18 protein-coding genes and 1 pseudogene are annotated in these 23,582 nt (G+C 66.3%); 6 read left to right on the forward strand and 13 right to left on the reverse strand.

Features of this window, described 5'->3' with window-relative positions:
* Nucleotides 1-4: 4 nt before the first annotated feature.
* Nucleotides 5-370, reverse strand: a complete 366-nt coding sequence (locus tag LDJ84_RS18180) for a c-type cytochrome (protein ID WP_054908521.1) — start codon at nt 368-370, stop codon at nt 5-7.
* A 384-nt stretch (nt 371-754) separates the two neighbouring features.
* Here LDJ84_RS18180 and LDJ84_RS18185 point away from each other — a divergent pair, with 384 nt between their 5' ends.
* The 4 genes from LDJ84_RS18185 to LDJ84_RS18200 are packed head-to-tail and all read left to right on the forward strand — an operon-like array spanning nt 755 to nt 5,902.
* Nucleotides 755-1,237 (forward strand): formate dehydrogenase subunit gamma, encoded by a 483-nt coding sequence (locus LDJ84_RS18185; protein ID WP_024765873.1) that lies wholly within the window; start codon nt 755-757, stop codon nt 1,235-1,237.
* A complete protein-coding gene (locus LDJ84_RS18190) occupies nt 1,231-2,790 on the forward strand; it encodes a formate dehydrogenase beta subunit (protein ID WP_084357206.1) in 1,560 nt (519 codons plus the stop codon). Before LDJ84_RS18185 ends, LDJ84_RS18190 begins: the two co-directional genes overlap by 7 nt.
* Entirely contained in the window at nt 2,787-5,690 is a 2,904-nt protein-coding gene (gene fdhF, locus LDJ84_RS18195) for a formate dehydrogenase subunit alpha (protein ID WP_226045183.1), read from the forward strand. Before LDJ84_RS18190 ends, fdhF begins: the two co-directional genes overlap by 4 nt.
* The gene (locus tag LDJ84_RS18200) at nt 5,687-5,902 is read left to right on the forward strand and encodes a formate dehydrogenase subunit delta (protein ID WP_024765875.1); all 216 of its coding nucleotides are present in this window, start codon (nt 5,687-5,689) and stop codon (nt 5,900-5,902) included. The genes fdhF and LDJ84_RS18200 overlap by 4 nt, the downstream gene beginning before the upstream one ends.
* An 89-nt stretch (nt 5,903-5,991) precedes the next feature.
* On the opposite strand, the gene LDJ84_RS18205 is transcribed toward LDJ84_RS18200, so the two are convergent.
* The 6 genes from LDJ84_RS18205 to LDJ84_RS18230 form a co-directional block, all read right to left on the reverse strand.
* A complete protein-coding gene (locus tag LDJ84_RS18205; protein WP_024765876.1) occupies nt 5,992-6,684 on the reverse strand; it encodes a hypothetical protein in 693 nt (230 codons plus the stop codon).
* A 71-nt stretch (nt 6,685-6,755) separates the two neighbouring features.
* Nucleotides 6,756-8,648: a penicillin-binding protein 2 gene (mrdA, locus tag LDJ84_RS18210; RefSeq protein ID WP_226045184.1), complete on the reverse strand. Its 1,893-nt coding sequence runs from the start codon at nt 8,646-8,648 to the stop codon at nt 6,756-6,758.
* A gap of 410 nt (nt 8,649-9,058) precedes the next feature.
* The gene (locus LDJ84_RS18215; protein WP_226045185.1) at nt 9,059-9,958 is read right to left on the reverse strand and encodes a DMT family transporter; all 900 of its coding nucleotides are present in this window, start codon (nt 9,956-9,958) and stop codon (nt 9,059-9,061) included.
* A 50-nt stretch (nt 9,959-10,008) separates the two neighbouring features.
* Nucleotides 10,009-11,277: an NAD(P)/FAD-dependent oxidoreductase gene (locus LDJ84_RS18220; protein ID WP_226045186.1), complete on the reverse strand. Its 1,269-nt coding sequence runs from the start codon at nt 11,275-11,277 to the stop codon at nt 10,009-10,011.
* A complete protein-coding gene (locus LDJ84_RS18225; protein WP_226045187.1) occupies nt 11,274-12,365 on the reverse strand; it encodes a polyamine ABC transporter substrate-binding protein in 1,092 nt (363 codons plus the stop codon). The genes LDJ84_RS18220 and LDJ84_RS18225 overlap by 4 nt, the downstream gene beginning before the upstream one ends.
* Before the next feature lie 66 nt (nt 12,366-12,431).
* Nucleotides 12,432-13,730, reverse strand: a complete 1,299-nt coding sequence (locus LDJ84_RS18230) for an NAD(P)/FAD-dependent oxidoreductase (RefSeq protein ID WP_226045188.1) — start codon at nt 13,728-13,730, stop codon at nt 12,432-12,434.
* A 158-nt stretch (nt 13,731-13,888) separates the two neighbouring features.
* Here LDJ84_RS18230 and LDJ84_RS18235 point away from each other — a divergent pair, with 158 nt between their 5' ends.
* A complete protein-coding gene (locus LDJ84_RS18235) occupies nt 13,889-14,797 on the forward strand; it encodes a LysR substrate-binding domain-containing protein (RefSeq protein ID WP_024765881.1) in 909 nt (302 codons plus the stop codon).
* Between the two features lie 7 nt (nt 14,798-14,804).
* Here the strand turns inward: LDJ84_RS18235 and LDJ84_RS18240 are convergent, their stop codons facing one another.
* From LDJ84_RS18240 to LDJ84_RS18250, 3 genes and pseudogenes are all read right to left on the reverse strand, one after another.
* Nucleotides 14,805-15,905 carry a M14 family metallopeptidase gene (locus LDJ84_RS18240; RefSeq protein WP_226045189.1) on the reverse strand — a complete coding sequence of 367 codons (1,101 nt, stop codon included), beginning with the start codon at nt 15,903-15,905 and terminating at the stop codon, nt 14,805-14,807.
* Between the two features lie 107 nt (nt 15,906-16,012).
* Nucleotides 16,013-16,906 carry a LysR family transcriptional regulator gene (locus tag LDJ84_RS18245; RefSeq protein ID WP_024765883.1) on the reverse strand — a complete coding sequence of 298 codons (894 nt, stop codon included), beginning with the start codon at nt 16,904-16,906 and terminating at the stop codon, nt 16,013-16,015.
* Between the two features lie 100 nt (nt 16,907-17,006).
* Nucleotides 17,007-18,391 (reverse strand): annotated as a pseudogene (locus LDJ84_RS18250) (APC family permease).
* A gap of 562 nt (nt 18,392-18,953) precedes the next feature.
* Here LDJ84_RS18250 and LDJ84_RS18255 point away from each other — a divergent pair.
* On the forward strand, nt 18,954-19,697 hold the full coding sequence (locus LDJ84_RS18255) for a class I SAM-dependent DNA methyltransferase (protein WP_226046601.1): 744 nt from the start codon (nt 18,954-18,956) through the stop codon (nt 19,695-19,697).
* A gap of 91 nt (nt 19,698-19,788) precedes the next feature.
* On the opposite strand, the gene LDJ84_RS18260 is transcribed toward LDJ84_RS18255, so the two are convergent.
* The 3 genes from LDJ84_RS18260 to LDJ84_RS18270 form a co-directional block, all read right to left on the reverse strand.
* Nucleotides 19,789-20,841, reverse strand: coding sequence for a DUF2235 domain-containing protein (locus LDJ84_RS18260; protein WP_054908506.1), 1,053 nt, complete (start codon nt 20,839-20,841; stop codon nt 19,789-19,791).
* A 540-nt stretch (nt 20,842-21,381) separates the two neighbouring features.
* A complete protein-coding gene (locus tag LDJ84_RS18265; protein WP_065327909.1) occupies nt 21,382-22,242 on the reverse strand; it encodes an SDR family NAD(P)-dependent oxidoreductase in 861 nt (286 codons plus the stop codon).
* Nucleotides 22,243-22,536: 294 nt separating this feature from the next.
* Nucleotides 22,537-23,400: an AraC family transcriptional regulator gene (locus tag LDJ84_RS18270; RefSeq protein WP_226045190.1), complete on the reverse strand. Its 864-nt coding sequence runs from the start codon at nt 23,398-23,400 to the stop codon at nt 22,537-22,539.
* Nucleotides 23,401-23,582 lie beyond the last annotated feature (182 nt).

The following is a 23,582-nucleotide window of genomic DNA, read 5'->3' on the forward strand; positions in this document are numbered from 1 at the left end:
GCGCTTACCGGACCGATTGGCCGGACATGAAGGAAATCAGCGCCAGGAACTCGTCTTCCGAGCACTGCATGCACATGCCCATCGGCGGCATGCCCTTGAAGCCGTTGATGCTGTGGTCGAGCAGGCTGTCGGCGCCCTGGGCGACCCGGGGCTGCCAGGCTTTCGCATCGCCGGCCTGCGGTGCTCCCGACGCCGGGTTGGCGTGGCAGAGCTTGCAGCTGCTGTCATAGATTTTCGCCAGCGCGGGATCGGCAGGTGCCAGGGCGGCGGCGTTGCGGGTAGGCGGCGCGGCGTCATCGCCACAGCCGCCGAGCAGGCCGACCAGGGCCAGCAGGGCAACCGGCAGCCAGGCCGTTGCGGGTTTATGCATGGTGCTCCCCTTCTTCCCGCGCGCGGGAACGGCGCGGATTCTTGTTGTCATGGGCAGCAGCAGGTTAAGTCGAGCGCCGCTCGCGACCGAGGGCTTTGCCGGCCAACAAGGGGGCTCTGAGCGGACAGCGTGGTCGTTTCGGCAGTCTGTCGGTTTAAGGGTCTGTCGGTTTCAGGATGCGCAGGGTCGCTGCGGTGCAATCCTTGAACACAAGGGATGGCAAGCTTCCATACTGTCGAGGACCAGGCGCGCCCAGATGCCTGGCCGGATAATAAGAATGGCGCCCCGAACAGCCACGCAGCCCGTGAGGTGGCCGGTACGCCGCAGCCGAAGGATTCCGGATCGCCGCCCATGGCAGGCATCCGCGATATCGAGGTGCGCTGAATGCCTGATGATTCGCTTCACCTGCCCCTGATCCATGATGTTCTGGAACGCCTGAAAGCCACGCCCGGCGCCCTGCTGCCAGTGCTTCATGCCATCCAGGATTGCGTCGGCTACATCCCCGACGATGCCCTCCCTGAAATCGCCCACGCCCTGAACCTCAGCGTCGCCGAGGTGCGCGGGGTGATCAGCTTCTACCACGACTTCCGCACCGCGCCCCCGGCCCGCCATACGCTGCGCCTGTGCCGCGCCGAGTCGTGCCAGAGCCGCGGCGCCGAAGCCCTCGCCGCACAACTGCGCGAACAGCTCGGGCTGGACGACCACGGCACCAGCGCCGATGGCCGCATCGCCCTGCGCCCGGTCTATTGCCTGGGCGCCTGCGCCTGCTCGCCGGCCCTGGAACTGGACGGCCGGGTGCACGCGCGCCTCACCGCCGAACGCCTGCGCGAGCTGGTGAACGGTTGCCGGGAGGACGCCGCATGTTGAAACTGTTCATCCCCTGCGATTCGCTGGCCCGCGCGGTGGGCGCCGATGAGGTGACCGACGCCCTGGTCGCCGAAGCCGAGCGACGCCAGATACCGCTGGAGATCCAGCGCACCAGCTCGCGCGGCCTGTACTGGCTGGAACCGCTGGTGGAAATGGACGGCAGCGAAGGCCGGCTGGGCTTCGGTCCACTGGCGGCAGCCGATGTCCCGTCCCTCTTCGATGCGCTGGCCGACGCCCCTGCACGCCACCCGCTGGCCCTGGGTCTGGTGGAAGAGATTGCCTACCTGAAGACCCAGCAGCGCCTGCTCTTCGCCCGCGCCGGCATCACGCGGCCGCTGTCGCTGGACGACTACCGTGCCCATGGCGGCTTCGACGGCCTGGCCCGTGCCATCGGCATGGACGGCACCGACGTCGTCGCCGCCGTGCTCGATTCCGGCCTGCGCGGCCGTGGCGGCGCGGCCTTCCCCGCCGGCATCAAGTGGCGCACCGTGCGTGACGCCGTTGGCCCGCAGAAATACGTGGTGTGCAACGCCGACGAAGGCGACTCCGGCACCTTCGCCGACCGCATGCTGATGGAAGGCGACCCCTTCCTGCTGATCGAAGGCATGGCCATCGCCGGTCTCGCCGTCGGCGCGAGCATGGGCTACATCTACGTGCGCTCCGAGTACCCGGACGCCATCGTGACACTCAACCTCGCCCTGAGGATCGCCCGCGAAGCCGGCTACCTGGGCGACGATGTCTGCGGTAGCGGCCGCGCCTTCGAGCTGGAAGTGCGGGTCGGCGCCGGCGCCTACATCTGCGGTGAGGAAACCGCCCTGCTGGATTCCCTGGAAGGCAAGCGCGGCGTGGTCCGCGCCAAGCCGCCGCTACCGGCGCTGCAAGGCCTGTTCGGCCTGCCGACGCTGGTGCACAACGTGCTCACCCTGGCCTCGGTGCCGATCATCCTGGCCAGGGGCGCACAGTACTACCGCGACTTCGGCATGGGCCGTTCGCTGGGCACCATGCCCTTCCAGCTGGCCGGCAACATACGCCACGGCGGGCTGGTGGAACGTGCCTTCGGCCTGACCCTGCGCGAGCTGGTGGAAGGCTACGGCGGCGGCACCGCCAGCGGCCGACCGCTGAAGGCTGCGCAGGTCGGTGGCCCGCTCGGTGCCTGGGTACCGCCCTCGCAGTTCGACACCCCGCTGGACTACGAAGCCTTCGCCGCCGTCGGCGCCATGCTCGGCCATGGCGGCGTGGTGGTCGCCGACGACACGCTCGACATGGCACGCATGGCACGCTTCGCCCTGCAGTTCTGCGCCGAGGAATCCTGCGGCAAGTGCACGCCCTGCCGCATCGGCTCGACCCGTGGCGTGGAAGTGGTCGACCGGCTGATCGCCGCCACCGACCTCAGCGCCCGCGAGGAACAGGCGCGGCTGCTCACCGACCTCTGCGACACGATGCAATACGGCTCGCTCTGCGCCCTCGGCGGCATGACCGCCTTCCCCGTGGCCAGCGCCCTCAAGCACTTCCCCGCCGACTTCGGTCTGGCGACTTCGGAGGCCGACTCGTGATCAATTTCTTCGACCCTGCCACGTCCAGCACGAGTGACATCGACCTCGGCACACCCGCCCGCGAGAGCGACCTACAGGTCAGCCTGAGCATCGACGGCCGCGAAATCAGCGTCCCTGCCGGTACTTCGGTGATGCGCGCCGCTGCGCTGCTGGGCACCAGCATTCCCAAGCTCTGCGCCACCGACAGCCTGGAAGCCTTCGGCTCCTGCCGCATGTGCCTGGTGGAGATCGACGGCATGCGCGGCTACCCGGCCTCCTGCACCACGCCGGTCAGCGAGGGCATGGTGGTGCGCACGCAGACGCCGAAGCTGGCGGGCCTGCGCCGCAACGTCATGGAGCTGTACATCTCCGACCACCCGCTGGATTGTCTGACCTGCTCCGCCAACGGCAACTGCGAGTTGCAGACCGTGGCCGGTCAGGTCGGCCTGCGCGAGGTGCGCTACGGCTACGACGGCGCCAACCACCTGAGCGATGCGAAAGACGTTTCCAATCCCTACTTCGACTACGACCCGAGCAAGTGCATTGTCTGCAACCGCTGCGTGCGCGCCTGCGAGGAAATCCAGGGCACCTTCGCCCTGACCCTCTCTGGGCGCGGCTTCGACTCGCGCGTGGCGGCGGCCGGTGGCGAGAACTTCCTCGATTCCGAATGCGTCTCCTGCGGGGCCTGCGTGCAGGCCTGCCCGACCGCTACGCTGATGGAAAAGAGCGTGGTCGAGATCGGCCAGCCCGAGCGCGCTGTCATCACCACCTGCGCCTACTGCGGCGTGGGCTGCTCCTTCCGCGCCGAGATGAAGGGCAACCAGCTGGTGCGCATGGTCCCGGACAAGAACGGCCAGGCCAACCACGGCCACTCCTGCGTCAAGGGCCGCTTCGCCTGGGGCTACGCCACGCATCCGGACCGCATCACCAAGCCGATGATCCGCAAGCACATCAGCGACCCCTGGCAGGAAGTCAGCTGGGACGAGGCCGTCACCTACGCTGCCAGCGAATTTCGCCGCATCCAGACGAAATACGGGCGCGACTCCATCGGCGGCATCACCTCCAGCCGCTGCACCAACGAAGAGACCTACCTGGTACAGAAGCTGGTGCGCGCGGCGTTCGGCAACAACAACGTCGATACGTGTGCGCGAGTCTGCCACTCACCCACCGGCTACGGCCTGAAGCAGACCCTGGGCGAATCCGCCGGCACCCAGAGCTTCGACTCGGTAATGCAGTCCGACGTGGTGCTGGTGATGGGCGCCAACCCTACCGACGCACACCCGGTGTTCGGCTCGCAGCTCAAGCGCCGGTTGCGCCAGGGTGCGCAACTGATCGTCATCGACCCCCGGCGCATCGACCTGGTCGACTCGCCCCATGCCCGCGCCGAGCTGCACCTGCAACTGCGCCCCGGCACCAACGTCGCCATGCTCAACGCGCTGGCCCACGTCATCGTCAGCGAGGGCCTGGTCAAGCAGGACTTCGTCGATGCGCGCTGCGAGGCCAGCGACTTCATCCGCTGGCGCGATTTCGTCAGCCTGCCGGAGAACGCCCCGGAAGTGCTCGGCCCGGTCTGCGGCGTGCCTGCCGAGGAAATCCGCGCCGCCGCCCGCCTCTACGCCACCGGCGGCAACGCGGCGATCTACTACGGCCTGGGCGTCACCGAACACAGCCAGGGCAGCACCGCGGTGATGGGCATCGCCAACCTCGCCATGGCCACCGGCAACGTCGGCCGCGAGGGCGTCGGGGTGAACCCGCTGCGCGGCCAGAACAACGTGCAGGGCTCCTGCGACATGGGCTCCTTCCCCCACGAGCTGCCCGGCTACCGGCACATTTCCAACCAGACCGTGCGCAGCCAGTTCGAACAGGCCTGGGGCGTCACCCTGCAGCCCGACCCCGGCCTGCGCATCCCCAACATGTTCGAAGCAGCGCTGGGCGGCACCTTCAAGGCGCTGTACTGCCAGGGCGAGGACATCGCCCAGAGCGACCCCAACACCCAGCACGTCACCGCGGCTCTTTCCGCCATGGAGTGCGTGGTGGTGCAGGACATCTTCCTCAACGAAACCGCCAAGTTCGCCCATGTATTACTGCCGGGCAGCTCCTTCCTCGAGAAGGACGGCACCTTCACCAACGCCGAGCGGCGCATATCCCGCGTGCGTAAGGTGATGGAGCCGCTGGGCGGCAAGGCAGACTGGGAGGCCACGATCGCGCTAGCCAACGCCCTGGGTTACCCCATGGACTACCAGCATCCGTCGCAGATCATGGACGAGATCGCCCGCCTGACGCCGACCTTCACCCGCGTCAGCTATGCCGAACTGGACCGCCACGGCAGCCTGCAATGGCCGTGCAACGACGCCGCGCCCGATGGCACACCGACCATGCACATCGAGCAATTCGTGCGCGGCAAGGGGCGCTTCATGCTCACCGGCTACGTGCCCACGGAAGAGAAGGTCAACGCCCGCTACCCGCTGCTACTCACCACCGGGCGCATCCTTAGCCAGTACAACGTCGGCGCGCAGACCCGGCGCACCGACAACGTCGCCTGGCACGAGGAGGACCGCCTGGAAATCCACCCCAGCGACGCCGAGAGCCGCGGCATCAGCGACGGCGACTGGGTTGGCGTGGGCAGCCGCGCGGGGCAGACGGTGCTGCGCGCCAAGGTCAGCGAGCGGGTGGCGCCGGGCGTGGTCTACACGACCTTCCACTTCCCCGAATCGGGCGCCAATGTGATCACCACCGACAACTCCGACTGGGCCACCAACTGTCCAGAATACAAGGTCACCGCGGTGGAAGTGGTGCGCGTGTTCCAGCCTTCGGAATGGCAGAAGCGCTACCAGGCGTTCAGTGACGAACAGCGGCGCTTGCTCAAGGAGCGCCGCCATGCCCAAGCTGCGCAAACCGAGAAAGCCGAGGTCCGTCGATGAGCGTCGAGAACCTGATCAAGATGGCCAACCAGATCGGCCAGTACTTCTCCACCGAGTCAGACCCTGCCCTAGCGGTGCATGGCGTGCAGCAACATCTGCAGAACTTCTGGACGCCCGCCATGCGCCGCGAAATCAAGGCCTGGCATGAGCAGAACCCGGGCGAGGAGTTGCACGCCCTGGTGCGGGCGGCGCTGACGACACAAACCGCCTGACGGCAGAGCGCTTTCACCAGCGCGGAAATGAAAGAGGCCGCACACTGTGGCGGCCTCTTTCATGGCGCAATCGGCAGCTCCCGCTCAACTCACTTGACGGCAGTTTCCTGGCTCTTGCTGCGATACAGCGCCAAGTGATTGGCGATGCACATGTCCATCGCTTCCACCAGGAACAACGTCGGCTTACCAGCAATCGGCGGAACCAGGCAGCGGCTCGCCACGCGCTGGCCGAGCATGTCGGTATCGATATAGATGAGATTGACCGGCGATTTCTCGGGGTTCTCCTGCTCAGTGAAGAAAGCGCGGGTGTATTCCTCGTCCCCTGCCGTCTTGTCGAGCGCCACGCTATCGATACGAGTCGTGCGTACATCACCGGCCGGCATCTCCTTCTGCGCCATCAGCGCAACGCCGATACCCCCAGTCAAGCCACCGATCAACGCATTGGTGCGCAACCGCGATTGCAGGTTGGTGTAAGTCACGAAGTGCTCCACGGTGATCGACGGTTGGCTGCTCAGCTCCGGGAAGGTCTCGTAGGCGCGATGGGCCAGCAGGCGCACACCGGTAGGTTTGGTTGCACCGTCGGCGGCGCGGTAGATACCGTAGGCGCTGCTGGTCAGCAGCAGGCTGAAGGTTTTCCCCTCCTTCTCGGTGCTCGGCCGCTGGTCGTGGATGGCAATCTTGTCGGATTGCTCCAGCCCCTGATATTCCGGCGGTGGCGGCATGCTGGAACAACCGGCCAAGACGGCGACAGCCATCAGGCAAAACGTTTGCAACGTGCGCATGGGACATCCTCTGTCGTGGAAAAGCGGCGATCCTCGCTCAATCGCGCACTCTATTCAATGTGAGCCACATCTCAGGCGTGCTTGCCTGACGCGGTCTCCGCCGGGACCGCGTATTGCGGCTTGAGCTTGCCATCCTGGTCGAGCAGCCAGGCATCCATGATCTCGCGCACCACCGGTCCGGCCACCCGCCCGCCGGCCTCGCCGTTCTCGATGGTCACCGAGACCACGATGGACGGATCGCTGGCGGGCGCGAAGCCGACGAACAAGGCGTTGTCGCGGTGGCGCTCCTGGGTTTTGAGGCGGTTGTAGCGCTCACCCTGGCGAATCGCGACGATCTGCGCGGTGCCGCTCTTGCCGGCGATGCGGTACTGCGCGCCCTGCCCCGCGGCCCGAGCGCCGCCGCCCGGGTCGTGCATGACCAGCTGCATGCCATAGTTCACCGCGTCCCAGTCGCGGGGGTCGCTCAGGTGGATGTCGGGCATGGGATGGGCATCGACAACGTCCTCGCCGCCCACCGACTCCGCCAGGCGCGGGCGGTGCCAGGCGCCCTTGCTGGCGATCAGCGCGGTCGCTTCGGCGAGTTGCAGCGGCGTCACCTGCATGTAGCCCTGGCCAATACCGAGGATCACCGTCTCGCCGGGGAACCAGGCCTGGCGCCGGGTGGCGCGTTTCCACTCGCGGGACGGCATCAGGCCGGGGGATTCCTCGGCCATGTCGATGGACACCTTGCTGCCCAGCCCGAAACGCGTCAGGTAGTCGTGCATGCGGTCGATGCCGAGCTTGTGGGCGACGTCGTAGAAGTAGGTGTCGTTGGAGCGCTTGATGGCGGCGTCGAGGTCCACCCAGCCATCGCCGCTGTGGTTCCAGTTGCGGTACTTGTGATCGTAGTTGGGCAGTTGGAAGTAGCCCGGATCGAAGACCCGCGTGGCCGGGGTGATGGTGCCGGTATCCAGGCCAGCGATGGCTACCACCGGCTTGATGGTCGAGCCCGGCGAATACAGCCCGCGCAGCGCCCGGTTGAACAGCGGCCGGTCGATGGAATCGCGCAGCTCGGCGTACTGCGCCGAGCTGATGCCATTGACGAACAGGTTCGGGTCGAAGCTGGGGTTGCTGACCATCGCCAGCACCTGGCCGGTGTTCGGGTCCAGCGCTACCACGGAGCCGCGGCGATCACCCAGGGCCTTTTCGGCGGCGATCTGCAGGTCCACATCGAGGCCCAGCACGATGTTCTCGCCGGCCACCGGCGGCACCTTCTTCAGCACGCGCATGACCCTGCCCTGGGCGTTGGTTTCCACCTCCTCGTAGCCCACGTGGCCGTGCAGTTGCGGTTCGTAGAAGTGCTCGATGCCGGTCTTGCCGACGTACTCGGTGCCGCGGTACTCGGTGCTGTCCAGGCGGGCAGCCTCGCGCTCGTTGATCCGCCCGACGAAGCCGACCGAATGGGCGAAGTGCTCGCCGTAGGGGTAGTGGCGGACGAATTCGGCATCCACATCGATGCCCGGCAGCTTGTAGCGATTGACCTCGATGAGGGCGATCTGCTCCTCGCTCAGCTCATGCAGCAGGGTGACTGGTTCGAAGGGGTGGCGGCTCTTCTTCAGGGCCTTGTCGCACTGCAGGCGTTGCTCGGGGCTCAGGTGAAGAATATCGGTGACCTGATCGAGCACCGCCACCGAGTTGCCGGCGCGCTCGCGGGTCAGGGTGAGGTTGAAGCTCGGCAGGTTCTCGGCCAGCACCTTGCCAGTGCGGTCGAAGATCAGCCCACGCTCCGGGGGAATCGGCAGCACGTGAATACGGTTGTTCTCGGAGACGGTGGCGTTGGTCGCGTAGTCGGTGACCTGGAGGAAGTACATCCTCGCCACCAGGGTCACGCTCATCAGGGCCACCATCAGGCCGCAGGCGATCAGCCGGCGGTTGACCAGCGCCGACTCCTGCTGGTGGTCCTTGAGTTTGATCGGATCGTGCATCGGGATTCCAGAAGGCCCCATCGACCCTGCGGCAAGCGATTCGCCCCTGCCCATGCAGGGGGGCTTGCCGATCGATGCGGCCTGTTTGCAGCAAAACGGAAGAAACCGGTATCGCCAAGCGCGGGACAATCACGCGGCACATGGCAGCTCGGCGCGCGATGGTACCAGACTGACGAGCCGGATTCTGACCGGTAGTCGAAGCATCTCCCAAGGGAAGTCGACGCCGATGGACGCTGCCGCAGCTCGCGATACTCCTCTGCAGGGTAAAGGCTATTGCGGGCCGAGCCCGCGATGGGCCAGCCAACGCACTCGGCCTGAGCAGAATCGCGCACAAGGTTCGCGGCGAGGAAAACCGAAGGGCCGGATTCCATCCGCAGGAGCGCGCGGCGCCAAGTGCGAAGCGAGGAAAGTCAGACCACCGAGCCTTCCGGCGGCTGCTCCAGCACCGCCACGACCACCGCGCTGCCGACGATCAGCACGATGCCGATCAACGACAGCAGGCTGAGCACTTCGCCCCAGATCAGGTAGCCGAGCAGGCTCGCCCAGATGATGCTGGTGTAGGTGTAAGGCGCCAGGGTGGCCGCGTGGGCGCGGCGCACGGCGATGGTGAACAGCAGTTGGCCCAGCGTCGCCAGCAGGCCGAGGGCAAGCATCAGGCCGAGGTCCGGCAGGCTCGGAGTGCTCCAGGAAAACGGCAGCGTGGTGCCGGTCACCAGCGTGCCGACCACGGTGAAATACAGCACCGTGGTGGTCGAGTCGTCGGTCTCGCGGATGCGTCGGATCTGGATCATCGACAGCGCGCCGAAGAAGGCACTGGCCACCAGCAGCGCCGGACCGACCAGGCTGGCTTCGGCATTGTCGGGCTTGACCACCATCAGCACGCCGAGGAAGCCGAGCAGCGCCGCCAGCGCGTTGCGCGGCAGCAGGCGTTCGCCCAGCAGCAGCGGCGCCAGCACGATCACCAGCAGCGCCTCGGAATAGGCGATGGAGATGGCTTCGCTCAGCGGCACATAGGGCAACCCGGCGAAGAACAGCGCGGATGACCCGAGCAGCGTCACCGCACGAATGGTCTGCCCGCGCATGTCCAGCTGCCGCCAGCGTTGCACCAGCGGCCGCCCGCGCAGGCAGAGCAGGAAGGCCGGCAACACGCCGAAGGCCATGCGGAAGAAGGTCACTTCGTTGGCCGGGTATTTCAGCGCCACGACCTTGGCCAGTGCATCCACCACGGCGAAGCAGAACATCGACAACAGCATCAGGCCCACGCTGCGCATGGCATTGCTGCGTGGGGCGACGAGGGGCAGCTGGGGCATGTCGTGTTCTCCTTCCTGTTCGGGTGAATGTCCGTGGTGAATGCCGCGCTTCAGCGTGGGCTGAAGCGGCTGGCAAGGAACGGCGTCACCGGCACGCTGGTGACGACATCGCTGGCCTGCTCGGCGAGCAACTGGCCGGTGATGGCGCCGAGGGTCAAGCCGATATGGCCGTGGCCGAAGTTGTAGAACACCTGCGGCAGCCGCCGGGACGGGCCGAGCACCGGCATGCTGTCCGGCACCGAGGAGCGGAAGCCCATCCACTGCGACACCGGCTCGTGCTGCAGGCGCAGGAAGCGCCGCGCGCCACGGGTCAGGCAGCGGTAGCGCGCCGGGCTCGGCAGCGCTTCCAGTCCGGCGAACTCCACCGTGCCGGCCACCCGCAGGCCCTGTGCCATGGGCGTCATGTAGAAGCCGCCGGCACCCCAGCACACCGGGCGATTGAGCACCTCGCCGGCATGGCCGAAGAGCACGTGGTAACCGCGTTCGGTGTCCTGCGGCACGGCATCGCCCAATTGCTCCACCAAGGTGCGCGACCAGGCGCCGGTGCACAGCGCCACGCGGTCGGCGGCCAGCCGCTCGCCGGTCGCCAGTTGCGCCTGCACTGCGTCCCGGCCCTGCCCGGCCGGTTCGAGTCCCAGCAGTTCGCCACGGCGGAACTCGCCGCCCATGGCCTGGAAACGTTCGAACAGGCGCAGGCTCAGCGCGTAGGGATCGAGCGTGCGGCTCACGCCCGGCAGCTCCACCGCGCAGCTGGCGCGGGCGTTGAGTGCGGGTTCCAGCTCGCGCAATTCACCGCCTTCGACGAAGCGGATCGGCACCTCGAAGCGCCGGTGGTAATCCACCATGGCCTGGGCGTCACCGCGTTCATGCTCCTCGAAGATGTACAGCGAGCCATCGTGGCGGATCAGGTCATTGGCGCCGGCCGCATCGAACAACCCCTGCCACGCCTCCATGCACGGGCGCAGCAGGGTATTGAGATCGTGGCCGATGGCCTCCACGCGATCACGCCGCGAAGCCGCCAGGAACCGCAACAGCCACGGCGCGATGCGCGGCAGGTAGGCCGGGCGGATCGCCAGCGGGCTGTCCGGGCGCAGCAACATGCCCGGCGCCTTGCGCCAGATGCCGAGCGTGGCCACCGGCTCAACCGAGTAGGTGGCGAAGGTGCAGGCGTTGCCGAATGACGTGGCCAGGCCCGGCGGATTGCGGTCCAGCAGGGTCACGCGGAAGTCGCGGCGTTGCAGTTGCAGCGCGGTGGCCAGGCCGACCACGCCGGCGCCGATCACCAGGGCGTGGCGGCGCAGGTCGTTGGGCTGGGTCATTTGCCGCTCATCACTCGGGTCCACAGGCGGGTGCTCATGCGCATCCCGGAGGGCGACAGGGTCTTGATCGGGAACAGGGTGTCGAGCACTTCCTGCGGCGGATAGACGGCCGGGTTCGCACGCAGTTCCGGCTTCACGTACTGGCTCGCGGCGGCGTTGCCGTTGGGGTACTGCACGGCGTTGGTGATGTTGGCGATCACCTCGGGCTGCAGCAGGTAGTTCATGTAGGCGTAGGCGTTGTCCAGGTGCGGTGCGCCCTTGGGAATCACCACGGTGTCCACCGCGATGGTGCTGCCTTCACGCGGCAGGCTGTAGCCGATCTTCACGCCGTTGCCGGCCTGCTGGGCAGCAGTCATGGCCTGCAGCACGTCGCCGCTGAAGCCGATGGCGACGCAGATGTTGCCGTTGGCCAGGTCGCTGACGTACTTGGACTGGTGGAAGTAGCGGATCGACGGGCGGATCGCCTGCAGCGCCGCCTCGGCCGCCTTGAAGTCGTCCGGGTTCTGGCTGGCCGGGTCGCGGCCGAGCACCTTGAGGGTAATGGGCACCATCTGGGTGGCGTTGTCGATCACCGCGATGCCGCACTGGGCGAGCTTCTCCGCGTTCTTCGGATCGAACAGCAGCTGCCAGCTGCGGGTGACGTCGGTGTTGCCGAAGAGGGCCTTGATCCTGTCCTCGTTGTAGCCGATGCCCACGGTCACCCAGAGGTAGGGAATGGCGTAGCGGTTACCCGGGTCGCTGACCTCGAGGATCTTCATCAGCTTGGGGTCGAGGTTGTTCCAGTTGGGCAGCTTGCTCTTGTCCAGTTCCTGGATGGTGCCGGCCTTGATCAGCCGCGGCAGGAAGTGGTTGGACGGGCTGGCCAGGTCGTAGCCGCTGGCGCCGGTCATCAGCTTGGCTTCGGTGGTCTCGTTGCTGTCCACCAGGTCGTAGGTGGTCTGGATGCCGGTCTGCTTCGTGAAGTTCGCCAGGGTGTCGTCGGCGATGTAGCTGCTCCAGTTGGCGATGGTGACGGTCGGCGCCGCCTGGGTGGTGCCAGCCAACAGCGACAGGGCCAGGCCTGCCAGGGTCATGGGACGGTTGATCATGCTGCCCTCGGTTGTTGTTCTTGGAGATGGTCTTTCTGGATGGTCGTGCGTGGGTAAAGCGATGAATCAGGCCTCGGCTCGCGCGCGGCGCACCTCCCAGGCCATGCGCAGCGAAGCGCCGATATCGAAGAACGGGCTGGGCGGCAGGTAGCCGGGAGTCGCCTGCGCCAGCACATCGGCCAGCACCGGCGAGCTTCCCCCTGTCGCCATCTCCACCAGCAGGCGCCCCCACAGGGTGCCGCGCGCCACGCCCGAGCCGTTGCAGCCGGCCACGGCATGCAGGCCCTGGTCGACGCGAGCGAAATACGGTTCGCCGGAGCGGGTGCCGCTCAGGTGGCCGGTCCAGCTGTAGGCGATGTCGGCGTCGACGATGCCGGGGAAACGCTTCTGCAAACCGATGAGATGGCGGCGACGGCGCTCGGCCAGCGCGCGGTTGTCGAGGTCGCGATGGCGGTACTCGACGGTGTTGCGGATCAGCAGTCGGCGCCCCGGCAGCAGGCGCACGGTGCCGCCACCGGGCAACGGCGCGAGCACGCCCCACTGACGCTCGCCGAACAGCGACTGCCAGCGTGGCTCATCCAGCGGGCGGGTGATGCTGGCGCTGAGTTCCAGCGGGAAGGAGCCGCTGTCGTGCAGGCCGGCGCGGGCGATGAATGCGCCCAGGCAGACCAGCACCTGCGAAGCCTGGACTTCGCCCTGGGCGGTGCGTGCCACCCAGCCCTGGCCGCTGCGGCGCAGGTCGGTCACGCCGCTCTGCTCGAAGATCTCCACCGACGCCGGCAGGCTGTCGGCCAGGCCCTTCGCATAGCGCGCAGGTTGCAGCAGTGCGTTGCCGCCGGCGCAATGAATGGCCCGCGCATAGAACGCGCTGCCGAGCCGTTGCTCCAGGGCGGCGCCCTCGTAGTAGCGAGCGTTGGCGCCCACCGAGGCCAGCGTGGCGAGGATGCCGTCGATATCGCCCAGATGCTCGGCGCGGTGAGCGGCGAAGTGATAGCCGTCGTTGTAAAGCTCGCAGTCGATGTTCAGTTCGGCGATGCGCTGGCGGACCTCCTGCGCTGCCGCGATGCCGATGCGCGAGGCCACCTGGTAAGCGGCATGGCCGGGTTGCCCCAGGCGTTCGCCGGCCGCCGGCAACTCGTGGGCGACGACGAAACCGGAGTTGCGCGCGGAGGCGCCCTGGGCGATGCGCTGGCGCTCCAGCAGCACCACGCGCTGTTGCGGAAAACGCGCCGCCAGTGTGTGAGCGGCGGACAACCCGGTGATGCCGCCGCCGATGATCAGCCAGTCCGCCCGCTGGGTTGCACTCAGCGTCGGCCGCGCGGGCAACTCGCCCGCCAGGGCGATCCAGCCGCAGTGATTGTTCATTGCCCGGCACTCCTTCACAATCCATGCGCCGGGCGTATCCAAGCGATTTCCCCAATGGCGCGTCATGGCCAGAATCTACGGGCAGTAGCGCTGGTCGAACCAACGCTAATTTTTCATCCTTGTATTCGCAAAACGCATAGATTGTGGAGGGACGTTTCATGGACAAACTGCTGCGCGTTCCCTCCCTGCAGGCACTGCAGGCGCTGGTGCAGGTCGCCGAGTCCGGCAGCTTCACAGCGGCCGCGCTACAGCTGCACCTGACCCAGAGCGCCATCAGCCGGCAGGTCCAGCAACTGGAGGAGTACTACCGTGTGCCGCTGTTCGACCGCACCAGCCGCAAGGTGGCGCTGACCGACGCCGGCCGCGAGGTATACACGGTGGCCGAAGGCATGCTGCAGCAGTTGCTGCGCCTGGAGGAACGCCTGGTGCCGGCCTCGGCGGACCGGCCTTTCCGCATCCGCATCTTCGTCTCGCTGGCGGTGCGCTGGCTGCTGCCGCGCCTGAGCTCCTTCTACTCGCGGCACCCGGAGCTGTGCCTGTCCATCGAGACGGTGGGCGGCGAAGTGGTGGACGACGGCGGTGACTGCGACGCCTACGTGCTCTACCTGCCCAGCGGCAGCGACCCCCAGGGCCGTGCGCTGACGCCGCTGTACGACGAATACCTGATCCCGGTCTGTGCCCCGCGCCTGGACGACGGCCAGGAGCCGCCGCGCTCACTGGAGGAACTGGCCCGCCACCCGCTGATCCACGCCTCCAGCGGCGGCCTGGAATGGCCGCAGTGGCTGCGCGCGCAGGCCGCGCCACCACCGGCGCAGTTCAAGCACATGCTGTTCAACCTCGACGACCTGGCGCTGGACGCCGCCACCCGCGGCCTGGGCGTGGCCATGACCGACCGCATGCTGGCCCACGACGCCCTGCAGCGTGGCGACCTCATCGTGCCTTTCGGCGAAGCACTGAAGACCGGCGGCCGCTACGCCCTGTGGCTGCGCGACAGCGGCGCCGCCCACCCGGCCTGCCAGGCGGTGCTCGACTGGTTCGAGGAGCAGCGCAACCCGTTGGAAGCTTGACCCGAGTTCAGGCCAGCTCTCGTGGAATCTCGCTGCACAGGCCCTCCACCGCTTTCCAGGCGGTATCCCGCGCGCGAGTCAGTACGGCCTGTTTCCACTGGTCGGTGTCGACGTAGAAGGCATCGCGCAGCTGCTGCTTGATCCGTTGCGCCGTTGCCACCGGCGCACCGGGGTTGCGGTGCAGCCACTGGTCCGCGCGCAGCGCTTCGAGCACTTGCGAGCCGGGCACGGTGCCGAACTCCAGGCTCATGGAGATCAGCAGCGCCTGCGGGCACTCCTCGAGTGCCGCGTGGACCAGCTTGCCGCTGAGCTTCACCGACACACTGTTGCCCTCCTCCGTGGAGCGCACCTCGTCGCCCCACCAGGCGCGGGCGCGGAGCAACGCTGCGGGGCGCGGATCACCCGAGTAGATGTACTCGCCGTAGCCGGTCGGGCCGAGGCCGGTGTGCACGTCGATCCAGGCTATTTCGCGGCATTGCCGGCCATGCTGGCGCAGCACCTGGCGCACGGTGCGGTTGCTCCAGGTCGGCTGAGTGCCCGAGAAGAACAGCCCATCGGGATGACTCGCCTGGCCGGAGGAAATCGCCCGCTGCAATTCCCAGCGGCCATGGCGCAGTGCATAGCCGAGCAGCCGCAGGCGCCCCAACGGGCTCGGCCAGCGACGGGGCGCGAGTACCGCGTCCAGGCGCGCATAACCGGGGTTCTCCGGGGCCGCCTGGGTGAAGTCGCGGAAGTTGCGGTTGAGATCGACGTTCTCCTGGGTCCAGCGGCGCCACCAGGAAAAGCCGTAGGGGTTGGCGGCGTGCACGTAGAGCACCGCGCAGCCGTTGCGCAGCGCATGCTCACGCCATTGGGCGTCGGCCAGCAGAGCGCTCTGCACGCCGGAGCCGCAGAAGCCTTCGACGCCATGGCAACCACTGCTGATAATCAATAGCCGCTTCGCGTCGGACGCACCTTCGCGGGCGACGTCCACCGCCAGCGTCTCGCCGTCGCGCCCGGTCAGCGGATGGACATGGGAATCCACCCGCAAGCCGGCGGCTGCGCAGGCGTCGAGGAACTTGCTACGCGCCTGGGCATAGCTCTGGGCGAAATACGACGATGCATTCATGGAGACTCCGGCCGTTTCGGGTGGCATCTGGCGGCCGGCAGGATGCATCAGCGCGAAAGCGCGGAGTAATGATCTCTACACATGAGCATTGAAGCTGGTTATGCCGGTCAGATTTGCGCGGTGTTGAACGCCGTCACCATTTCCTCGGCCAGCAACCGGGCTTCGCGGGTCATCAACTCCTGCGGGCGAGTGACCATGGAAATGCTCGCCACCGGCGTGGCTTCGGCGATCTGCAGTGGCACCAGCACTTGCGCCACCATCGGCAACTGCAGCATGCGCTGCGACCAGAAGCTCACCGCGTCGGTGCTGGCCGCCAGTTCGAGGTAGAGCAGCGAGGAAGAACATTCGGTGATGCGCTGGGGCGGCGCCACCTCGCGTTCACGGAAAAACTGCCCGGCCAGGGCGACTTCCAGCGGGTCGGACAACAGCCACTCCAGGTCCAGCAGTTCGTGCAGCGAGCGAGCCCCCGCCAGGGGATGCCCTTTGCGCACCGCCAATGCCGAAGGCTGCGGTGCCAGTTCGTACCAGACCTGCCCGTCGGCGGCGTCCTGCACCGGTTGGGTGGTCAGCACCAGGTCCAGCCGGCCTTCCTTCAGCCCTTCGAAGAGCTGCACCGAGCGCAGCTCGAAGATTTGCAGCTGCACATTCGGGTGCAGCTCGCGGTAGCGCTTGAAGCAGTTGGCAAAGGCGCGATTGGGCGTCACCGGCGACACGCCGATAGCCACGCGGCCGGCCATCTCGCCCTTGAGCGTATCGATCTCGTCGCGCGCGCGGCGCACTTCCTCGGTGACCAGCCGGGCCATGCTGACCAGCCGCTCGCCGTAGGCCGTGACCGTCACACCACGATTCGAGCGCACCAGCAGCGGCACGCCCAGCTCGCCTTCGAGCTCCTTCACTGCCTTGGACAGTGACGGCTGGGTGACCTCCAGCAGACGCGAGGCCTCCTGCAGGCTGCCGCTTTCGGCGATGGTGCGCAGGGCGCGCAGTTGATGCAGTTTCATGGCGCGATCCCGCCCGCTTCTCGAATTCGCGCCACCTTAACCAGTATCGGCTTCGCTTGAAAGAAGCCGGGGCCAGGCCCGGCTTCGATCCGACCGACGATCACTCCGCCATGTTCAGGTCCGGCAGCTGCTGCTGGAACATCCGCGTGGCGCTGGCCAGGCAGATGAACCCCAGGCACATCCAGCCGAAGCCGATCAGGAAGGACATCCCCGACAGGCTCGACCAGAGCCAGATGGTGCTGAGGAAGCCCAGGGCCGGCAGCGCCCCGTAGCGCAGGTAGTTGCCCTTGCCGGTGAGGCGCTCATCGATCAGGTAGTGCTTGATCACCGCCAGGTTGACCGCCGAGAACGCGAAGAGCGCGCCGAAGCTGATCATGTTGGCGACGGTATCCAGGGTGACGAACAGGGCGATCAGCGACAGCAGGCTGATCAGGATGATCGCATTCGCCGGCACGCGTTTCTTCGTCACCAGCTTGCCGAATACACGGGGAATCGCCCCGTCCCGGCCCATGGCGAAGAGCACGCGGGAGACGCTCGCCTGGGACACCATCGCCGAGGCGAAGCAGCCCGCCACGTAGGTCGCGGTGAAGAAGGTCACCAGCCACTCGCCGCCGATCCGGCGCAGCACGTCGAGCGCCGCGGAATCGGCATCGGTGAGCGCCTGCCACTCGGGGAACACCAGTTGGCCGAAGTAGGCCATGACGATGAACAGCACGCCGCCGATCAGGGTTACCAGCATGATCGCTGCGGGAATCTGCCGGCGCGGCTCCGGGGTTTCCTCGGCCATGGTCGAGACGGCATCGAAGCCGAGGAAGGACAGGCACAGTACCGCCGCACCGGACATCACCAGCGGCAGGCTGAAGTGCTCGTCGTAGAACGGCTGGACCAGCGCCACCGGCTCCGCCTGGGCACCCAGGTGGCTCAGCGAGAGCGCAATGAACACCACCACGAAAACCATCTGCGCGACGATCAGCACCCAGTTGACCCGGGTGATCGACTCGATGCCGACGAGGTTGAGCAGGGTCACCAGCGCGATGGACCCGAGTATCCACACCGACAGAGGCACGGAGGGGAAGTAGTCGGTCATGTAGATGCCGATCAGCAGGTAGCTCAGCAACGGCAGGAAGATGTAGTCCAGCAGCAGCGTCCAGCCCGCCATGAAGCCGAAGGCCGCGCCGAAGGTCTTGCGCGTTAGCTGTAGACGGACCCCGAGTAAGGGTGCGCCTGCACCATGCGCCCATAGCTGTAGGCCGTCAGCAGCATGGCCGCAAGGGTGAAGAGATAGGCCGTTGGCAGATGCCCCTTGCTCATCCGGGTCACCAGGCCGTAGGTGGTGAAAACGGCCAGCGGCACCATGTAGGCGAGGCCGAACAGCACCAGCGCCGGGATCCCCAGCGACTTGCGGAAACTGCGCGACGACGGCGATGGGGTATGGGCTGGATGGGCAGGCAAGGACGTAGCGGAAGCGCTTGTTGTTTTTTTCATGGCTGACTCATGGACTGCGAGCCTCTGGGCTCGTTGGACTGGAACGGCGCGATGCCGGTCGAGGTTTCCTGGGCAGCGGTCGGGAGCCCGGCGATTTCAACCGGGGCAAAGCTTCGGGGAGCCGCTGCGGGAGGGATTCAGCTGCGGTTGGACGGGGCAGCGCCCCGCAGGTCGCCGCTCAGTGCGTCATCGATGAATGTCCGTGCTGCAAAACACTGCCGCCACTCGTTGAACTCTTGCACCTGGGCACTCCTGCTGGCCGCCTCGAAGGACGTTGTTGTTGGAATGGGGCGGCATGGTGCTTCAGCTTTTCGCGGAGGAAAATTAGTAAAAATATTTTCGCGGCCAATGAAAAAAATGGCCGTGCATTGCGGAGCCGGCGACCGGTTCTGCTGTCGGACGCGGTGGCTGGCCGTCAGCCCGGGCAACCCGATCCAGGCACCGGATGCTCGCCATGACACCTGCCTCATCGACCACGCCAGTCCGATTTCCGCGGGGATCGGCCATGGCTGATGTACCATGCCGCGCCCAAACCTGCGGCGAAACCTTTCCCTGGCTGCCTATGTCCTCCAACGCGCTGTACACCGACCTGTCCTCCTACTACGACCTGATGTGCGCCGACATCGACTACCAGGCGCAGAGCCACTGCGTGCGCCGCCTGCACCAGTTGTTCGGCAACCAGGGGCACAGGCACCTGGACCTCGCCTGCGGGACCGGGCCGCACGTGCGCCACTTCCTCGACTTCGGCTACCAGAGCGCCGGCCTGGACATCAACCAGCCGATGCTGGACATCGCCCGGCAGCGCTGCCCCGAGGCGCACTTCAGCCGGCAGGACATGGCCAGCTTCCGCGTCGACGCGCCGCTGGACCTGATCACCTGCTTCCTCTACTCGATCCACTACAACCCCGGCGTGGAGCAGTTGCAGGCGTGCCTGGCAAGCGTGCACGCAGCCCTCGCGGACGGCGGCGTGTTCTGCTTCAACAGCGTGGACAAGGGGCAGATTGACAACCGCTCCTTCGTGCGCCATTCGGTCGAGCACGAGGGTAGCCAGTTCACCTTCGGTTCCGGCTGGTACTACAGCGGTGCGGGCGAGCGCCAGGCGCTGCGCCTGAGTATCGAGAAGACCAGCGGCGGCGACACCCAGGCCTGGCAGGACGAACACGCGATGGTCGCGGTGACCTTCGCCGAGTTGCAGCGGCTACTGGAGCCGCTCTTCGAGGTTCAGGTCTTCGAGCACGACTACGAACGGATCACGCCCTGGGCCGGCAGCTCAGGCAACGCGCTGTTCGTCTGCGTGAAGCGCTAACGAGGGCCATGGTATTCACCGCGGCGTGAGCGACTGTGCCGGCCGCTCGACGAGGAATACGCAACCACGCCACCGGCCAGCGTGCTGATCGTCAGCGGATCTTGCCCACCGGCGTGAAGTTGCCGGTGAGATGGCCGCCCACCGGGTTCTTCGGCTTGTACTGGGCATCGTGCTTGAGGCGGTCCTCCACGCTGGGATCGATCGCCTCCTGGCCGAAGGGCGTGTTGCCGATATCCCGGTAATACGGCGGGGTGAGCTGGCTGTAGGCGCCGCCCAGGAACTCCTTGTAGGAGTTGGTGATGGGCTGGGTGGTGGTGGGCAGGCTCGGGGTCTTGCCGGTATCCACCGCCAGGCCGCACTCGATCGCCTTGTTGACCATCCACACCAGGGCGATGTCCGACAGGCTGTTGTCTGGGTAGCCACCGCCGACATTGGCGTGCGCACCGGAGAACCAGACCTGCTCCACGCGCTGGTTGGGCTTGCTCTTCGGGTCCCACAGCGTGCACTGATAATTCTTGCGCCACTCGTCGATGGCCAGCGCCTGGAAGGCGTTGTGGACGATCGAGCTGAGCTCGGTGTCATGGAACTCGTAATAGGCCTTGTTGAACCAGTCGAAGGATTCCAGCGGCACGCCCAGGGCGCCCACGGTATCCCAGATGCCGAGCATGTGGATGGAGATCACCCGCGAGAAATTGTCCCTGAACAGCTTGGCACTGTCGGAATCCGCGCCCTCGTCGCGGGTCCGGTACAGGCCGTAGGCTTCGTTGGTCAGGTCGATGTGCTCGGGCTTGAGCAGGCCGGCATTGCGGATCAGCCCCACCAGGCTGCGCGCCGTATAGGCCCCACGGCTGAAGCCGAACAGGTAGATCTGGTCACCGGCCTCGTAAGTCGTGACCAGTTGCCGGTAGCCATCGAGGATCTTCTCGGAAAGCCCCACGCCGAAGGCCCCGCCCGCAAGACGGTCGTACCACGCGGTGCCGACACCCTTGTCGTACCACTTGTCCTGCGTCGTGCCGTCCTTGTCGGTGGGCAGGATGGAAGCATGCAGCTTCCACACATTGGTGCTTTTACTGCCCTTGATCTCGGACTTCGCGTCCGGCGTGTTCCAGGTTCCGTCGAAGGAAATGATGATTTTCTTGGGCATGCCTTTTCTCCAACGCCAGTCGTTCTGGCTGCTCGAAACTTCCCGCTCCGTTGCTGCTTTCGCAGGCGAGATTCAAACCGGAAACACGAGTGGAGAAGGCCCTCGCAAGAATGCACGACGGATGACTTTTCATTCTGAGCAAAGGTCCGAAGCCCCTTCGACGGTATCGCCCTCGATGGGCAACTGTAGTAGCCCGTCGACAGAGCTGCATCGCCGTACGGCGGACTGCGATTGCGGGCGATCCTGGTGGGCTGAGCTGACTTGCGCGCAGCGACGAGCAGCAGCGACCAACCCGTCCTGATGCCGGTTGACCATAGGGTTGGGCCCGGCATCCTGAAGCTCCTGCTCGATCGCACTGTCTGCAAGGTGCGGGCTGATCGAAACTGCAAGCCCGACAGACAGGATCAGCATTGAGCCGACAGCGGCCGCCGCGGGTGAAACACAGTCTCCCAGGTGCAGGCCATACTCAGGGCGCGCCTGACACCGCTGGAGAAAAAAGCCCAGGGTAATCTGGGCCTTTTCTCCTTCCGCTGACAGGTTTCAGTTGCCCAGGCGCTGCACAGCTCCCGGGTCGATATCGGCATTGCCGTTGCGGGCACGCTCTTCGGCCAGGCGCGCGCCTTCGGCGGCAGTGAGCGCGAAAAGGCGCTCAGGGTCGGTGCTTCGCAGGTGCAGGGCGAGCTTCTCGGTACCCTCCGCCACCTCTATGCTGCGCAGACCGGCCGCCAGTCCCTCGACAATGCGCCGCGCGGCTTCGTCGGCAGGCATGCCGTTATCGATATTGACGTCGGAGCGACCGCGACGGGCACCGTCGCCACCCAGTGCGTTGACGGCCACGCCGGTGCGCACCGAACCAGGCAGGATCACGCTGACCCTGATGCCATGGGCCTGTTCGACTTCGGCGCGCAAGGCCTCGAAGTAGCCGATTACGGCATGCTTGGCAGCGCAGTAGCCGGTACGCAATGGGGCACCGACCTTGCCGGCCACGGAGCTGACAACGGCCAATTGGCCACTCCCCTGAGCGACCAGACGCGGCAGCAACTGCTGGGTCAGGGCCACCGGAGCCAGGTAGTCGACTTCCATCAGCTCGCGGTAAACCTCGAAGCGGGTATCCAGGGCCAGGCTGCGCTGGCTGATGCCGGCGTTGTTGATCAGGCAGTCGATACGACCCTGCCAGGCCCAGGCCTTCTCCACCACCTGTGGCAGTACGGCATAGTCGGTGCTTTCGAAGGGCAGGACCAGGGCACGCTGCGGCGCCTGCTCGGCAACGGCCTGCAGCGCGGCTTCGCGCCGCCCGGAGAGGATGACGCACGCGCCCTGCTGCAGCAGCAGGCGCGCCAGCGCCTCGCCAATGCCGGAGGATGCCCCGGTGATCCAGACCACTTGGTGATTGAAAGTCATGTGCCACTCCTTCTGTTGGGTAGCCGCAGTCTAGTGTGCGCCGTGCCGCTCACCCCATGTCCGAGCCGGCCAAAGCGCTGGCCCCAGGGCCATGAACAAGTTCGCCGGTTGTCGCTGCACTCCAGGGTGCCGGCTGCAGATGATCGTCGGGCGCAAGGCGCAGCGCCCATCGTCGATCACCTTGAATGCTTGATCGTCCACTGGCGGTAGCGAACGCTTGTCGTCAGCGCGACCGGGCAGCACAAAGTGCCGCCGTCACGAATGCCTCGGACGACGGCAAAGTGCGAGCGAGTGCTATTGCAGCGGGATGTAGATATCCGTCTGCCATTCTTCCAGCGGCGTCTCAGGAAAGACGCTCAGGTAGTGGAAGAACAGCGGGTGGTCACGGAGTTCTTCGTTACTGCCAGGCAGCCAGTCGCGATAGACCGGATAGATGCTCTCGCCGATGTGATCCGGCGAACCGACGTGGCGAACGACCACACAACGACCACCGGGAATGACCAGCTCGCGTACGCCGTAATCGTTCGACGCGACGGCTTCGCCGATCTCGCCGCAGATGTCGAAGCGAAACTGTTCCGTTGGTGTTGTGTCGGGGTTGCCGTAGGGAATGCCGAAAGTGCGGCTCGCGTCTACTGGCGACTGCCCGCTACCCATGCGCCACTGAATGAACTGGCGCACGCTCTCGTCGAGCTGTGCGGGAGGCCCGCTGTGTTCGAGGGCGGCGACCCGGACCTCGGCGAAATCGACGATACGTACCTGCATAGTGATGCTCCTGGAAAAATGGGGAATGGCGAAAACCGCATGCCAGGTCTGCCAATTCGGCTGCTGCCGGAAGGCACTGGGCGCCATGCCGAAGTCCCGCCGAAAGGCCCGGCTGAATGCCTCTGGGCTGTCAAAGCCGGCGTCGAGCGAGGCATCCATTACCGAGTATTCCGCACCAGACACCAGGCGATGCGCCGCGCGTCGCAGGCGCATCAGTTGCACATAACGCGCGACAGGCACACCTACGTAGGCTGTGAATTGCCGGTGGAAGTGAAACGCCGAGAAATGCGCCACCTCGCTCAGCGTTTTCACCGAAAGGTCACCCTCGAGGTGCCCATCGATGTAAGCAAGCACGGAATCGAAGCGTTTGGCGTAGGCAGTCGGAATATCGGGCACCGGATGGAAGCTCCTGGTTATGCGGTCGGCGACAGAATCACCCAATCCGCAGTGGGCGCACCTAGCCGGATTTGCTCAGGTTACCCCCACGGCCGTCTCCGTCACCCGACTTTCCACCCTCATGGCAACGGCAGCCATGAGGGCTTGCAGGCGAGGAAAACGGCTGTGCGGGGCACTTCCGG

Source organism: Pseudomonas sp. HS-18 (genome assembly GCF_020401845.1).
In the GTDB taxonomy this organism is placed as follows: Bacteria; Pseudomonadota; Gammaproteobacteria; order Pseudomonadales; family Pseudomonadaceae; genus Pseudomonas; species Pseudomonas nitroreducens.